Genomic DNA, 15465 nt, shown 5'->3' on the forward strand with positions numbered 1-15465 from the left:
GATCAAAAGCTTCCGCCACTGAAGCGGCGGGTAACTTTCTTTTGTCCAGAGCCACAAAAGAAAGTCACCAAAGAAAAAGGCGTTCCTGTTTCGAATCAAAAGCCGCACGATCGGTGCTTGCGCAGGCATGCGCCACACGGGACATCCTGTCCCGGTGGCGCACGGCGTGCATCCTGCACGCCGCCCTCCGGGTGTGCTGTTGCTAACGCGAGGGAGTGACTTCGCAGCGCTGGGTGAACTGCGCGGCTTCAGACGTAAGCCAAGCCAAGGGCAAGACTAAAATTAGAGGCAAAGGCAAAGGCAAAGGCAAAGGCAGAGCAGAAGCAATCGAATTGCAGCAGCTGCACCACGCAATCCGAAATCAAACCTCTCCCAATCGCCCCGCCTCACGCCGATCACGCCCATTCTCCTTGGCGCGATACAACGCCGCATCGGCCCCATCGAACAGCGTGCGCACATGCGTGTGGATACCCGGAACGCAGGTGTACAAGCCGATGCTCAGGCTGACCCGCTGGTCGGCCGCGCCTTCGCCATAGCGCGCGTCGAGGTTGCGCATGTCGGCCAGGATCGCGTCGGCGACGCGGGCCGCGCCTTCGACGTGGGTGTCGGGCAGGATCACCGCGAACTCGTCGCCGCCGAATCGCGCGGCGAGGTCGCGCGGACGGCGCGCGTGCGAGGCGATGATCTGGGCGATCTGGCGCAGCAGTTTGTCGCCGGCGCGATGGCCTTCGGAATCGTTGTAGGCCTTGAAGAAATCCACGTCGATCAAGGCCAGCGACATCGGCGCGCGGGTGCGGCGCGCGCTCGACAGTTCGCGCTGCAATACGTGATCGAAACGGCGGCGGTTGCCGAGTTGGGTCAGGGTGTCGAGGTTGGCTTCGCGCCGCCAATGCCGCAGGTGGCCGATCAGCCACGCCAGGTAGGCCAGCGCGATCATCACGATCGTCGTCGCCGGCGGAAACCACACGTTGCCCAGGCGCAGCAGCAGCACGCTGCCGGCCGCGGTCGCCAGCGCGGTCGCGCCGAGGGTCAGCAAGGGGCGCTGGAAACGCGGGTGCAGCATCAGCAGGACCACGGCGAACAGCATCGCCGCGGCCAGCAACGCCTGCCACAGCGGCCGCAACGGCACGATCGCGCGATCGTGCAGCAGCATCTCGATCACGTTGGCCTGGTACTCGGCGCCGTGCATGCGCAAGTCGTCGGACATCGGGGTGAGGTAGCTCGGCACCAGCCCGGTCGCGGTCACGCCGATCACCACCCAACGCCCGCGCAGCAGGTCGGCCGGCACTTCGCCGTTCAACACGTCCGAATACGAAACCTGGCCGAAGGTGCCCGGCGGTCCGGCGAAGCGGATGCGCACGTAGTTGTCGCGCGTCCATTGGTAGGGCGAGCCGTGTTCGTCGGCGGGACGGCGCAGGCCCGGCAACGGGTTGGGCACGCTGGCCGGTTCCAGGCCGATCAGCGCCAGTGCGAGCGCGGGCCAGCGCGATTCGCCCAGGCCGGCCTTGAGGTACATGCCGCGGGTGGTGCCCTCGGCGTCGAGTTCGATGTCGGTGTGGCCCAGGGTGGTCGCGGCGGTCGCGATCACCGGGGTCGGCAGCACTTCCACCGGCGGCGCGTTCTGGCGCAGCGGCGCGGTGGTCACCGGCAGGGCGACGCGGCCGAGCCGGCGCATCGCGGTGGCGAGCGCGCGGTCGTGCTCGTCGCCGCTGCGGTCGGCTTCGGCCAGCACCAGGTCGAGCGCCACGCCGCGCACGCCGGCGTAGCCGAGGCGGTCGAGCATCTGCGCGTGGATGTCGCGCGGCCACGGCCATTGGCCGATCTCGTTGAGGCTGCGGTCGTCGATGGCGACGATCACCACGTCGTCGTCGGGTGCGTAGGTCCAGTGCGACAGATGCAGGTCGTAGAGGAAATCGTCGAGCCGCCAGGTCGCGCCGCTGACGGTCAGCAACGCGGCCAGGCCGCCGGCCAGCAGAGCGGCACCGCCACGCATCAGCCTGGACAGTGCGCTCGGGGTCATAAGGCCAGCAGCAACAAGGCCGCGCCGGCGGCGCCGGCGCCGTAGCACACGCGACAGGGCAGGCGGATCTGCTGGGCGGGGCCGTACGGGGCGGCGTAGCCGTCGTCTTCGAGCGTCTGCACGCGCACGTACCAGGTGCCGCCGCCGGGACGCTTGAGTTCCACCTGCGGCACGTCGACTTCCTGTTCGAGCAGCAGCTTGGCGAAGTCGGGCTTGCGCGCGATCTGCACGCGGTAACGCTGGCCGGGTTCGCCCTTCTGCCAGCGCAGGGTTAGCTGGCCCTTGGCCGCCTGCGGCGCTTCCAGGCCCGGATCGACCGGGGCGTCGCTGACGGTGAACGGCAGTGCATTGCCGAAACGGCCGGTGCGGCCGGTGGCGTCGCGCGAGGCGACTCGCCAGAAGTAGGTGCCGGGTGCGAGCGCGTCGTCGGGGCGGTAGCGCTGGCCCTTGAGTTCGGTGTCGACCAGCGGTTGTTCGAAGCGCTCGTCGCGCGCCAGTTGCAGGCGGGTGCGTTCGGCGTCGGCGGCGTGCGCCCATTCGAACCGCGGCCGCGGCACGCTCACGCTCTGGCCGTCGAGCGGGCTGATGGTCAGCGGCGGCAGCGGTTGATCGTTGACGGTGAACACGCGTTCGCTGTCGCGGCCGCTCAGGCCGTTGCCGGCGATCGCGCGCACCAGCAGGCGCTGGCGTCCGGCCGGCAGGTCGTCGATGCGAACTTGCGGGGTGTCGACGCGGCTTTCGTACAGCAGCACTTCCGGCGCGTCGTCGCGGACCACTTCGACCCGGTAGCCGATCGCGCCGGGCACCGGCGTCCACGCCACATTGGCCGGCAGCGATTCCAGCCGGGTGCCATCGTCGAGCAGGCTCGGCGCGGGCAGCAGGGCGATCGCGGCGGTGGGCGCGGTGCCGGCCGCGGCGACCGTGCCGAAGCCGGGCAACACCAGCACTTGGCTGCGTTGCGAACCGACCTGGACCTTGCCTTCGAGCACTTCGGTCGCATCCGCCGCGCCGCCGTCGCCGGCGCTGACGCGGAAATGGGTGCCGCGCACGCTGGAGGTCGCCGACGGGGTTTCGATGATGTAGCGCGAGGCCGGGCCCTTGGCCGGGATCACCCGGTTGCTGGTGCGGCCGCGCTGCAGGCGCATGCGCGTGTCGACCATGCCGGTGCTGCCGTAGCTGCTGAGTTCGTCGAACACGATGCGGCTGTTGTCCTGCACCATCAATCGCGAACCGTCGGCGAATTCCAGGGTCGCGCTGGCGCCGGGGCCGGTCTCCAGGCGATTGCCGATGCCGATGCGCATGCCTTCGCTGACCAATCGGGCCGGCGCGTTGTCGGATGCCAGCACGTTGACCGCGCCGCGCACCGCGACGACCTTGGCCTTCGCCGGTTCGATCCGCAGCCAGCCGATCGGGAACGCCATGCGCGTGCCCGGCGGCAGGTGATAGGGGTTGGCGATGCGGTTGTGTTCCTGCAGGCGGCGCCAATTGATGCCGGCCTTGAGGTGCTTGGCGCCCAGGTCCCACAAGGTGTCGCCGGGACGGACCCGATAGCTCCAATCCTGAGCCTGGGCCAGGCCGCAGCCGGCCAGCAACAGCGCCGACACCGCGAGGCAACGACCCAGGCGCCGGCAAAGCGCGGCGGCCGCGCGCCGATGGGCGGGCGTCGCGTCGAGGGGCGAGGGCGCAGTAATCGAAGGCATCCGTATTCCGGGCTGAGTGAGACGACGTGTGCCAGCAAGCAGCCGGCAGGAGGCGCAACAACCTGCAATTATGCGGCTTCGGTCACGTTTTTTCCGCCATCGGCCTGGCCGGGCGTGGCCTGGGGCGGACAGACGGTGTCGGCCAGTACCTAGATTGCGTGTGTCTCCAACCTGGATGCGACGATCGGCCGGCGTCATGCGGGCTGATTCAGTGCGTACTTTGGGAGGATCGTAGCGCCGATGGGTGGGGTTTGTGCGGTGGCTGCGGGGCAGCCGGTCGGCAGTGCCGCTTTTTGTGGGAGGGAGCTTCAGCCCCGACGCTCTTCGATCCGATCTCGACAGCATCTGGATCGGAAACAAAAGCGTCGGGGCTGAAGCTCCCTCCCACAAAAGACATCGGGGCTTTCGCGGGGCTTTAGGCGATTGAGCGATTGGGGGACTTAGTTGCTTGCCGTTTCGTTTGCCGTGTCGCTTGCGTGTTGAGCGATGATTGTTTAGTGGTGGTCGCGATGCTTTTTGTGGGAGGGAGCATTAGCCCCGACGCTTTTGTTTCCGGTCGAGGTTATGTCGAGATCGGATCGAAAAGCGTCGGGGCTGAAGCCCCTCCCACAATAGACTTCGCGGCATTCGCGCGGACTTGCGGCGCTTGAGCTATGTGCTTTATTCGAGATTCGAGAGACTATCGGTATCGGTATCGGTATCGGTATCGGTATCGCGCGTTCGTCGCGCAAGCTCACACCGACAACGCCCGCCGGTCTGCACCGGCGAGCGCATGCGCCATCGCGCGACTCAGCCCTTCTTCGCCGCGATCCAGCGCTCGATCTTGCCGTCCAGCACATCCAGCGGCACCGAGCCGTCCTTGAGCACTTCGGCGTGGAATTCGCGGATGTCGAAACGCGGGCCCAGCGCTTTCTCGGCGCGCTTGCGCAGTTCCATGATCTTGAGCTCGCCGATCTTGTACGCCAGCGCCTGGCCGGGGATGGCCATGTAGCGTTCGGCTTCGGCGGTGGACTGGGTTTCGCTTTCGGCCGAGTTGGCGAGCATGTAGGCGATCACCTGTTCGCGGGTCCAGCCCTTGCTGTGCAGGCCGGTGTCGACGACCAGGCGGATCGCGCGCCACAACTCGTTTTGCAGATAACCGAAGCGGTCGTACGGGGTTTCGTACACGCCCAGGGCGGTGCCGAGCGATTCGGCGTACAGGCCCCAGCCTTCGCTGAAGGCGGTCTCGCCGCCGAAGCGGCGGAACTTCGGCAGGTCGGTGAGTTCCTGCTGCAAGGCCAACTGGAAGTGATGGCCCGGGATCGCTTCGTGCAGGTACAGGTCTTCGGCGTCCCAGGTCTTGCGCGTGGGCAGGTCGAAGGTGTTGACATAGAAGATGCCCGGACGGCTGCCGTCTTCGCTGGGCCGCATGTAGGAACCGCCCGCGGCCGATTGCGCGCGGTAGGCTTCGACCGGACGGATTTCGAACGGCGCCTTCGGCGTGAGCGAGAACAACTCGGGAATCTTCTTGTTGATCTTCGCTTCCAGGCCGCGGTAATGCGCGAGCAGTGCAGGCTCGTCCTTGAAGGTGAAACGCGGGTCGTTCTGCATGAACTTGAAGAAGTCCTGCAGCGTGCCCTTGAACTTCAGCTCGACCAGGATCGAGTTCATCTCGCCGTGGATGCGCGCGACTTCGTCCAGGCCGATCTGGTGGATCTGCGCCGGGGTCATCGAGGTGGTGGTCGAACGACGCGCGTTGAACGCGTACCACGCCTCGCCGTTGGGCAACACGCTCATGCCCGCGGTATCGCGGGTGTGCGGCAGGTAATCATCGCGGATGAAATCGCGCAGACGTTTGTAGGCCGGCATCAGCTGGGTGTCGATCATGCGGCGGTATTCGTCGCTAAGGCGAGTCTTGTCGGCCTGCGAAAACGACGCCGGCAGATTCGCGACCGGCTTCCAGAACAGGCTGTCTTCGGGCTTGTCCTTGACCAGCGCATCGAGCTGCGAGACCACCTTGATCATCAGCGGCTTGGGCTGGACCACACCGCGCTTGATGCCTTCGCGGCTGTTGGCGATGAGTTGATCGAACACCACCGGCACCAGCGCGCCGCGCTTGAGCCAGTTGTCGTAATCGGCAACGGTCTTGAACGGCTGCGAACCGGTGCCGGAACCGAGCTGGGCGACGCTGGAGGCGAAATTGCCGAACTGGTTGATCGGCTGCAGCCAGGTCGGGTAGCGATCGGATTCCAGATCCATCTTCGCGTTGCGCACGAAGATTTCGTAGCTCAGCAGGTCCTGCGCGGACAGGCCCTGCGAGCCGACCGCTTCGATGGTCTTGAGCCAGCGCTGGGTGAACTCGCGGCTTTGCTTGCGGAACTGCGAACTGGCGAAGTTGGGCAGTTGATCGTTGTAGCGCGCATCGCCTTGCGCGGTGGCGCGCAGCGGGTTGAGCTTGAGTTGCTCTTCCCAGTACTGCTCGTACAGGCGCTGGAGCTTTTCGGCCTTGGTCTGCACGGTGACCGCGGGCGCGGCGGCCGGCGTGGATTGGGCGAACGCGGGCAGGGCGAGGCACAAGGCGCCGGCCAGCGCGATCGATACGGCCATGCGCAACGGCAGCGAGGTGGTCGGCGAAGCGATCGCGGTCGCGGCGGCCTGCGACGGGCGGCCCGGCGACGGGCGCGGGCGGCGGAGCGGGGACGAAGTCATGCGGCATCGATCCGGACGGATGGAATGGCAGGCTGGCGCGCGCTTCGCGCGAAGGCATGAGCCGAAGGTCATGCGGGGATGAGGGCGAACGAGACGCGGGTGGCGCTTGTCGCTTGAGATTCTTCGAGGCGGCGGTTTGGGCCGGTCTTATCGAGATGCGTCGCCTGTTTGCTCGTCATTCCCGCGTTCGCGGGAATGACGGTCTGGATGGGTGGCGCTGAAGTCTCTGAATTCCCGCCTTCGCGGGGATGACGGCTTCAAGCACTGCAGCGCGGTAAAAAAAGTCGCGCGATCCTCAATCCGCCGCCGCCTCGTCGCGCAGCTGATTGGCGCGCGCATGGCCCAGATAGCCATGAATCCACACCCGCAACAGATAGATCAACGGAATCATCGCGAACGCCGCCAGCATCTTGTAGCCGTAGTTGACCGTGCTGATCGCCAGGAACTGCGGGATCGGCCAATGCTGCGGGCCGAGCACGAAGGCGATGTACAGCACCACGAAGCTGTCGACCAGTTGCGACACCGCGGTCGAACCGGTCGCGCGCAGCCAGATGTGCTTGTCGCCGGTGGCGCTGCGGATGCGGTGGAATACCGCCACGTCGATCAACTGGCCGAGCATGAAGGCGACCAGCGAGCCGCCGATGCTCCACATGCCCTGGCCGAAGATCGCCGCGAACGCGGCCTGGTAGTCCGGCACGCCCTGCGCCTGCGCGGCCTTGACCCACCAGCCGGCCGGCGCCAGCGCGATCGCGGCGAACGCGAACAAGAAGCCGTAGGCGATCAGGATCGCCGCCAGCCACGAGATCAGGCGCACGCCGCGGCGGCCGAAGAATTCGTTGATGACGTCGGTCATCAGGAACACCACCGGCCACAGCAGGGTGCCGGCGGTGAAGTTGAGCGAGCCGGTCTGGCCGAACAGATTCCATTGCAGCGGAGCGATGCCGAGGGTGTCTTCCAGGGCGAAGATCTTGACCCCGATGAACTCGGCCAGCGCCGCGTTGACGCAGAAGAACGCCGACAACACGATGAACAAGCGCAGCGAGCGATCCTGCAAGGTGCGCGTGCCTTCGCCGCCGGCGAACGGAATGCTGGACTCGCCCGCGCTCACCGCTTGGGCCTCACGCGATAGATCACGCCGCTCTTGTCGTCGCTGAACAGGAAACTGTCGCGGCCGGTGTGCAGCACGTCGCAGGGACGGCCCAGCACCTTGCCGTCGGCGAGGAAGCCGTTGATCAGATCGCCGCCGCTGCGGCCGTCGGCCTTGACCCGCACGAGGCGATAGCCGTGGTTGAGCGCGAGCTTGCTGGCGCCGTGCAGCGCGACCACGTATTCGTCGCTCAACTGACCTTTGTCGCTGGCCGGGAACCAACCGAAGCCGAGTGCGGACGCGTGAGATGGGAAATAAGCGAAGGTCTTGGGCGCGCTCGCGCAGCCGCTCTTGCGCGGAAACTTCGGATCGGCCAATGCCTTGCCGTTGCTGTAGTAGCAATACGGCCAGCCGTAGTCGGCGCCATCACTGACCACGAACATGGTTTCGTCGGGCTTCTGGTCGCCCAGGTGATCGGAGCCTTGATTGGTCGCGTACAACTTGCCGTCGCGGTACAGCAGGCCGACCGCGTTGCGCAGGCCGCGCGCGTAGAAGCGGCGCTGGCTGCCGTCGGGATTCATCTGCAGGATCGCCGCGCGCACGTCTTCTTTTTCCACGCAGGCGTTGCAGCTGCTGCCGACCGAGACGTACAGCTTGCCGTCGCCGAAGGCGAGGGTGCGGGTCAGGTGCCAGCCGCCGTATTTGTAGCTCAGGCCGTAGTCGGGAAAGCTCGCGAGCACTTCGGGTTCGGACGAAGGCTTGAGGTCGCCGTTGCGGTAGCGATAGCGCAGCAGCTTGTCGGTGTTGGCCAGGTACAGCCACGACTGGCCGGCGGCGTCGGTGTGGAAGGCGACGCTGTTGGGGTTGCGCTGCTTGTCCAGGTACACCGAGACCTTGCTGTAGCGCTCGGTCTTTTCGTCCCAGCCGTCGAGCGCGTACACGCGGCCGAGCTTGTTGTCGCTCAGGTCGTGCATGTCGGTGACGAACACCCGGCCGTCCGGGCTGCGGGCGAAGAAGCGCACGCGCTTGAGGCCCTGCACCACCGGCACGATGTCGAGATTGGCCGGCAGGTTGAGCGAGAAGCTGCGGCCGTCGTCGAGCTTGACCGGATGCGGCGTCAGCGGCGTGGCGGCGGCATCGGCCGGAGCGGCGAATACCGCGCTGCCGCACAGCAACGCGGTCGCGGCGAGGGTGCGGACCAGACTGGCCAGAGCAAAGGTCATGAAGTGCGCTCCGAATCGGCAGGGGCGCCCGCTGCGGGCGCGGAGAAGGGAATGGTCGCCGGCGAGACCGCGCCGCCGGAGATGATGAAGCTCATCGCCTGGTCGACGGTCCAGTCGGTCGGGGTGATCAATTCGACCGGCACGATTTCCAGATAACCCGAGGTCGGGTTGGGCGTGGTCGGCACGTACACCGCGGCGAGTTCGCGGCCGGTGCCTTCCTCGCGCATGACCTTGGTGACGAAGCCGATCGACTTCATCTGGTTGTGCGGGAAATCCACCAGCACCACGCGCTGGGTGCCGTCGGGCTTGGTCTGCAGGATGTCGAGCAACTGGCGCGCGCTGCCGTAGATGGTGCTGGCCAGCGGGATGCGCTTGATCATCGCTTCGAACCAGCGCAGCACGGTCTGGCCGACGACGCGCCGCGCCATCGCGCCCGACAGCAGGATCACACCGACGGTGGCGACCAGGGCGATCGCGGTCTGCACCCATTGATCGTTCAACCAGCCCAGTGCGTGCGGATGATCCAGGGCGAGGCTGTGCAGCAGCGGGCCGACCAAGGGGCGGCTGGTGTCGGACAGCAATACGAATACGAACTTGACCACGACCCAGGTCAGCCAGATCGGCAGCAGGGTCAACAGGCCGGTGAGGAACAGGCGTTGCAGATTGGGCGGGCGCATGGCGCGGATTGTAGGGGAGGGCGGTGGGTTGCGTGATGTCGGGGCGGTGCTTGGTTTGGCGGTGGTAGTGGGGAGGTGGTGCGTGAGTGGTGGATGGCGCGGTGGGGCTTGGGCGGCTACGTCTCGTTGCGCGGGCTAGAAGCAAATCCCCCGCGCCGGTCGATTCGGGGCTCCGGGGCGCGACGTCGGGCGCTCGCCCCCTCACAAAGTGGGCGATGGTTTTCGTGGCTTCGGTTGGATGTGGGGGTTGCCAGCGCTCGGATAATGCGTGCGAGCGTTCGGATAACGACTGCGAGCACTCGGACGATTCACGCTATGCGCCTTCGATCAGGCGCGCTAACCCATCGCCCACTTTGCAAAAGGGGGCGAGCGCCTTGCGCAGGCACGAAGCCGGATCATTACCGCGGCGCGGGGGGGTTGCTCTTGCGCGACACAACAAGAGCCAAAACCAAACCCCGCCTCAGCGCTCGCGCACCAACCGGAACCCCACATCGTCATACCCGCGCCCCGCGCTCAGCGGACGCAGCGCGGTGCCGCTGCGCCAGGAACCGCCGCCGACCTGGCGCTGCTGGCAGTTGCGGCCGCAATCGGCCGACCACATCGACAAGGCGCGGCCGTTGCTGCCTGGCATGCGCTGGGCTTCGTCCGCGGTCGGCAGGCGATAGCGGCGGCCGGTCTGCTGGCTGTACCACTGCGCATAGGCTTCGGCGTCGGCGATCGACACGCACACCACCGGTTCGGCCTCGGTCTGGTCGAAACCCGGCGCGCGCCAGTCCTTCGGCGCGATCACCCGCAGCAGCGACACGCGCTCGCGGCACAGCGCCGGCGCGCGTTGATGGGCGCTGACGAAACGCGCGTATTCGCCGCGGCTGACCGGACGCGGATTGAAGCTCACCGCGACGCTGGCGGCCGGCGCGACCGCGCTGGTGGCGACCCCGCGCGCGACCGGCGTGTTGCCGGCGATGCCGCGCGCCTGCGCGACCAGGCGGGTGGACACCGCGCGCGGTAGGCCGAATTCCTCGGCCAAGGCGATCACCTTGCCGGCATCGGCGCCGTCGCCGCGGCGCGCGGCTTGTTCGAGCCGGGTCTGCAGCGCCTGCGCGGCTTTTTCGCGCAGGCCCAGTTGCGCCGGCGAATCGGCGGTGCCGGTCTGCTGGCCCAGCGCGGTGGCGTTGACCAGATGCTCGCGGGCGCGCTGGTCGCGGCCTTCGCGCAGATCGCGCGCCATTTCCTCGGAGAACGCCTGGGTCAGTTCGTTGACCACCACCGCGACTTCCGGATTGGTGCTGTCCAGATGCCAGGCGGTGAGCAGGCTGTTGTAGGCGTTGGCATCGGCCGGCGAGGCCAGCCGGCCTTGCGCGATGTAGCCGCGCGCGGCCTGCAGCGAATCCTGCAGCGGCGCCTGCGGCAGCGGCGCCATCATCGCCTGGGTCGGGTCTTCGCTCGCGGTCGGCGCGGCGGTCTTGTTGGCCGCGTCCGGCGCGACCCGGAAGAAGCCGTCCTGCTCGACCCGGTTCAAGGCGAAGGCGATGGTGACCACCGCGATCGCCAGCACCGCCAGCCCGGCCCAGGCCGGCGTGGCCCAGCGCTTGAGCGGACGCAACCGGCTGGCCATGCGGCCGAAGCCGGTCATCTGCCCGCGGTGTTTGATTTCGGCCAGCGCGACGGCCATTTCGGCGGCGTCGTCGAAACGCTGGTCGGGCTGCTTGGACAGCGCGCGGTTCATGAAACGCTGCCAGTGCTTGAGCGGCGGCGGCAGTTTCGGAATCGGGTTCTGCGCGTGCATCACCGCCATCGACAGCGCGTCGGGCGCTTCGAACGGCAGCCGTCCGGTCAGCATTTCCCAGCACAGCACGCCGAGGCTGTAGAGATCGGCGCGGCCGTCGACTTCCTCGCCGCGCGCCTGCTCGGGCGCCATGTACGCGGTGCTGCCCACGGCCAGGCCGGTCGCGGTCATGCGCGCGCCGAAGCCGCGCCGCAGGGCGATGCCGAAGTCGGCCAGCAACGGCCGCTCGGTGACGTCGAACAACACGTTTTCTGCCTTGACGTCGCGATGCACGACGCCGCGCGCATGCGCGTATTCCAAGGCCGACAGCAGCGGTTCGACGATCGCGATCACGTCGGTTTCGCCGCGCGCGAAGCCTTGCTCGATGCGCTTGCCCAGGTGGCCGCGCGGCAGGAACGGCATGGCGTAATAGGGCAGCCCGTCGCGGGTGCGGCCGACCTCGTGGATGCCGACCACGTGCGGATGTTCCAGCCGCGCGATCGTGCGCACTTCGTTCTCGAAGCGGCGCCGGCTGACCTCGTCGGCCAGGGCATGCGGCAGCATGATCTTGATCGCCACTTCGCGCCCAAGCGCGATCTGCTCGCCCAGGTAGACCGTGGACAAGCCGCCGTGGTTGATGATCTCGCGCAGCCGATAGCCCGGAATTTCCGGCATCGGAACGCTATTGGCATCGTTTTGTGGTGTGAAAGTCGACATTCGCGGCCCCGTGTCGCGACTGCACAGCATACGCTGCCGCAGTGCCCGCGTGAGGCCTAGTGTGTCTTTTCTGTGCCTTTACTTACAAGTAGCGGCGCGATCGAACTTGCCGGTCGCGTCGGTCGCCATACCCGAACGGCGTGCAACGAATGGCGACCGGGGTCTCATTGCGCGATGCGGTCGCGTTTGCGCCGTACGTACAACTGCTTGCGGACCTTCGCCACGACTTCGCCGGAGGCGTCGACCACGTCGGTGTCGAACCAGCGCAGGTACTTGTCGCCGCCGGCGGTGGCCGCGCGCAATTCTTCCAGCACCGTGTCGTCGAGATCGAACTGGGCATGCACGGTGCCGCGGCCGGGTTTGACGAATTCGATCGCGCCGGCGCGGTCCCAGACGATGTAGTCGCGGCCCAGCGCGTTCATCGCCAGCAGCATCCAGAACGGGTCGGTCATCGAGAACAGGCTGCCGCCGAAGTGGGTGCCGACGTAGTTGCGGTTCCACGGCCGCATGCGCAGCTCGACCCGGGCATGGCGGTAATCGTCGGCGATCCGGACCACCCGGATGCCGGAAAACAGGAACGGCGGCCACAGGTTCAGGCCGAGTCGCAGGGTGTTGGCTTTCATGGGCAGGGCGGTGGCTAAGGCGTGCCTAGCCTGCCATACGGGTGCGTATAGTCAAGTCGAAGTGCCGAGGCGGCCTGTTCAGGTCGCCTCGGCGGGGTCGCGCCTCGCCCAAGCCGGCTCAGGGCGAGCCGGCTCAGTCCGGTTCAAAACGGGCCGGCTCGAACAGGGCCGGCTCAGAACAGCAGCGAAGCCATCTTGCGGCGGTAGCGGCCGATCAAGTCTTCGTCGGCGACCACCCGGAACGCGTCGATCAGCGCCTTGCGCGGCAGGCCGTCCTGGTAGGCGCGGTCGCGCCGCAGCAGTTCGATGAACTGCTCCAGCCCGGCTTCGTCACGGCCGGCGGCGATCTGCCGCGCGCCGAGCAGGTAGCGCGCCTGCAGGTCGTCGGGCTGGGCGGCGATGGCGGCTTCCAGGGTCTCGACCGGCGGCGCGTCGCGGGTCACGGCGAGGAAGTTCAGGCGCGAGCGGGCGCGCAGGCTGCGGTCGTCGGTGGCGAGGTTGGCGGGCAGGGCGTCGAGCAACTGCTCGGACTCGGTGGCCGCGCCGGTGGCGAGCAGGGCCAGGGCCAGGTCGAGCTTGAGTTCGGACTGGTCGGGGTGCTCGGCGACCTCGTGACGCAGGCGCACGACCTCGGCATGCAGGTCGACCGGCGGCGCTTCGACCGGCGCTTCTTCCTCGACCGCCGGCGCGGCCGGCTCGATGCCGTGGTGCTTGAGGAATTCGCGCACCGCGCTTTCCGGCAGCGCTTCGGCGAAGCCGTCGACCAACTGCCCGTCCTTGACCAGGAACACGGTCGGGATCGAGCGGATCTGGAACGCCGCGCCGAGCTGCTGTTCGGCCTCGACATCGACCTTGGCCAGTTCGAACGCGCCGTTGTAGTCGGCGGCGAGTTTTTCCAGGATCGGCCCCAGGGTCTTGCACGGCTGGCACCACTCGGCCCAGAAGTCGATCAGGACCGGCACCTGCAGGGATTTTTGCAGCACCTCTTCCTGGAATCGCTCGGTGGTGGCGTCGAATACGTGGGGCTTGGCGGGTGCGGTCATCGGCGGGCTCATGGTTCGTACGCGGGGGTTGCTCCCCGAGATGGGGACGGTGCGCGTCGCAGGCAAGCGCGCCGCGCGGCAGCGCACGCTAGCATGGCGCGATGAATCGCTCATCGACATCGTCTGCATCCAAATCGTCGGCATCGACCTCGGGGTCGTCGACCTCAGGCTCATCGACGACAAGCCCATCGACCTCAGGCCCGTCGTCGTTGCACGCGCGCGCCGCGCGCTGGGTCGCCCTGGCCGCCGGGTTGTGCGGCCTGGCGGCGCTGTACGGATTCGGCGCGGCCCTGGACGGCTATTCGCAGCGCCTGCATCCGCCGGGCCTGCTCGGCGCGCGCGGCATCGACCACGCCGCGGCCTTCAACCTGCTCGGTTTCGCCCTGCCGGGGCTGGCGCTGGCCTGGGTCGGCTGGCGCCTGCGCGAACGCCTCGCCCAACGCAGCCGCGCGACCCGCGTCGGTGCGTGGATGTGGAGCGTATCGGCGCTGGCGTGGGCGGCGCAGGGCGCGTTCGTGCTCGATCCGGCCAATCTCGACGCGCAGTCCAGTCGCCTGCATGCGGCGATGTGGTTGTTGTGGGCGCTGGCCTTCGTCGCCGGCGCGTTGCTGGTGGGCCTGGATGCGATTCGCCGCCCGGGCGAGCGCGGCCTTGCGCTGATCGCGTGGCTGGCGGCCGCGGCGATGGTGATCGTGCTCAGGGACGGCCAGTTCGGCCTGACGAGCGGGCCGATCGCGCAACGGCTGGCGTTGTGTGCGTGGCTGGCGGCCTATGTCGCGATGATGTGGCGCGAACCCAGGCGGCCTTGAGCACGCAGCCGTCCGGCGCGCGCGACGTGCGATTTTATTTGCGCCGAACCGCGTCGATCGCCGATCGCGCCGCCGCGATGCGCGCCGGGTTGCCCGGCGCGCGTTCGAATCGTGGGCGCAAGAACTTCAGACCGATCGCGGGCGCGTCACTCCGGTCCGGGGCAGAACCGGGTCATGCACCACTGGCGTTCGCGCTGGCACAGGCTCAATTGCGCCGGCGTCTGCGCCGCGGCGCGACAGGCGCTGTATTCGGCGGCGCATTCCAGGCATTGCGGCGGCAAGGCGGCATAAGCCGGCGCGATCGAGGCCAGGGCGAAACCGCTCAGGGCGGCGAACACGCCGGTGAATACGAGGCTGGACATCTTCATGGATTGCATTCCTTGCGATGGAGGGGCGCCGCGTCGTCGCGGCATGATTTCAGCGGTCGATGAATCCAGGCGCGTGCATTACCGCCTGAATCATGGCGTCTGGCAATGGCCGCGCATGCACAGGCGGTACATGACATCGCAGTCCAGCTGCTGGCCGGGATAGTTCAGCTCGTTTTCCAGCAGGCATTGCTTGAACATGGCCTCGCAGTCGCAAGGCTGGCTGGCCTGCAAGGTGGCGACGAAGCCGAACCCGGCCGCGGCAAGCGCGATCGAAGCGGTGGTGCGCAGCCATGCGGTGGTCATCGGCGCTTGCCTCGGGTGAGCGGTTCGGTGAGCGGCGTGGTCGGATCAAGAGCCGATGCCGCAACAAGGCCAGTCGTGATCGGCGCCAACCGCGGATCGGAATCCGCGGCGGCCTTGTTGCGGCAACGGCAAAACAGCGATGCGGATCAGGGGCAACGGTCCAGCCGGCACTGCCGGAACGCCGCGGCGCATTGCGCTTTGTCGGACGGCACCGAGGCGGTTTCCAGGCAGTGGTCGTAGCGATCCAGGCAGTACTGGCACGGCGGCCCGGCTCGAACCGGCAGGGCGGTGAAGGCGAAGCCGAAGCAGCCGGCGGCGAGCGCGCCGATCAACGTCCAGGATTTCATCTCGAACTCCCTTTCCAGGCGGCCGCGGACGGGCCTGTTGCGGTGGCGATCCAACTTTGCACAACTGCGTTCGCGGCGCTGTGACTTATGTCATT

General features: G+C 67.5%; 13 protein-coding genes. 1 reads left to right on the forward strand and 12 read right to left on the reverse strand.

The window, feature by feature from the left end; translation table 11 throughout:
• Positions 1-361 precede the first annotated feature (361 nt).
• The 9 genes from KME82_RS07845 to trxA all read right to left on the reverse strand — a co-directional run bounded on the left by KME82_RS07845 (position 362) and on the right by trxA (position 13543).
• Positions 362-2020 (reverse strand): CHASE2 domain-containing protein, encoded by a 1659-nt coding sequence (locus tag KME82_RS07845; RefSeq protein ID WP_215498015.1) that lies wholly within the window; start codon positions 2018-2020, stop codon positions 362-364.
• A complete protein-coding gene (locus KME82_RS07850; RefSeq protein WP_215498016.1) occupies positions 2017-3720 on the reverse strand; it encodes a FecR domain-containing protein in 1704 nt (567 codons plus the stop codon). Before KME82_RS07850 ends, KME82_RS07845 begins: the two co-directional genes overlap by 4 nt.
• A 789-nt stretch (positions 3721-4509) precedes the next feature.
• Entirely contained in the window at positions 4510-6306 is a 1797-nt protein-coding gene (locus KME82_RS07855; RefSeq protein ID WP_252255775.1) for a DUF885 domain-containing protein, read from the reverse strand.
• A gap of 397 nt (positions 6307-6703) precedes the next feature.
• Positions 6704-7516: a queuosine precursor transporter gene (locus KME82_RS07860; RefSeq protein ID WP_252255658.1), complete on the reverse strand. Its 813-nt coding sequence runs from the start codon at positions 7514-7516 to the stop codon at positions 6704-6706.
• A complete protein-coding gene (locus KME82_RS07865) occupies positions 7513-8718 on the reverse strand; it encodes a PQQ-dependent sugar dehydrogenase (protein WP_215498018.1) in 1206 nt (401 codons plus the stop codon). Before KME82_RS07865 ends, KME82_RS07860 begins: the two co-directional genes overlap by 4 nt.
• Positions 8715-9395 (reverse strand): DUF502 domain-containing protein, encoded by a 681-nt coding sequence (locus KME82_RS07870; protein WP_215498019.1) that lies wholly within the window; start codon positions 9393-9395, stop codon positions 8715-8717. Before KME82_RS07870 ends, KME82_RS07865 begins: the two co-directional genes overlap by 4 nt.
• A 460-nt stretch (positions 9396-9855) precedes the next feature.
• Complete coding sequence (locus KME82_RS07875; protein WP_215498020.1) at positions 9856-11835, reverse strand: bifunctional serine/threonine-protein kinase/formylglycine-generating enzyme family protein; 1980 nt, start codon at positions 11833-11835, stop codon at positions 9856-9858.
• Between the two features lie 206 nt (positions 11836-12041).
• A complete protein-coding gene (locus KME82_RS07880; protein WP_215498021.1) occupies positions 12042-12500 on the reverse strand; it encodes a DUF4442 domain-containing protein in 459 nt (152 codons plus the stop codon).
• Positions 12501-12673: 173 nt separating this feature from the next.
• On the reverse strand, positions 12674-13543 hold the full coding sequence (gene trxA, locus KME82_RS07885; RefSeq protein ID WP_215498022.1) for a thioredoxin: 870 nt from the start codon (positions 13541-13543) through the stop codon (positions 12674-12676).
• A 209-nt stretch (positions 13544-13752) separates the two neighbouring features.
• Between trxA and KME82_RS07890 the strand changes: the two genes are divergently transcribed.
• The gene (locus KME82_RS07890) at positions 13753-14352 is read left to right on the forward strand and encodes a DUF998 domain-containing protein (RefSeq protein ID WP_215498023.1); all 600 of its coding nucleotides are present in this window, start codon (positions 13753-13755) and stop codon (positions 14350-14352) included.
• A 146-nt stretch (positions 14353-14498) separates the two neighbouring features.
• Here KME82_RS07890 and KME82_RS07895 read toward each other — a convergent pair whose 3' ends face one another.
• From KME82_RS07895 to KME82_RS07905, 3 genes are all read right to left on the reverse strand, one after another.
• Positions 14499-14720 carry a hypothetical protein gene (locus tag KME82_RS07895; RefSeq protein ID WP_215498024.1) on the reverse strand — a complete coding sequence of 74 codons (222 nt, stop codon included), beginning with the start codon at positions 14718-14720 and terminating at the stop codon, positions 14499-14501.
• Positions 14721-14810: 90 nt separating this feature from the next.
• A complete protein-coding gene (locus tag KME82_RS07900; protein ID WP_215498025.1) occupies positions 14811-15023 on the reverse strand; it encodes a hypothetical protein in 213 nt (70 codons plus the stop codon).
• Positions 15024-15169: 146 nt separating this feature from the next.
• Complete coding sequence (locus tag KME82_RS07905; RefSeq protein ID WP_215498026.1) at positions 15170-15370, reverse strand: hypothetical protein; 201 nt, start codon at positions 15368-15370, stop codon at positions 15170-15172.
• Positions 15371-15465: the final 95 nt, after the last annotated feature.

This window comes from Lysobacter capsici, from assembly GCF_018732085.1.
Lineage (GTDB): Bacteria > Pseudomonadota > Gammaproteobacteria > Xanthomonadales > Xanthomonadaceae > Lysobacter > Lysobacter capsici_A.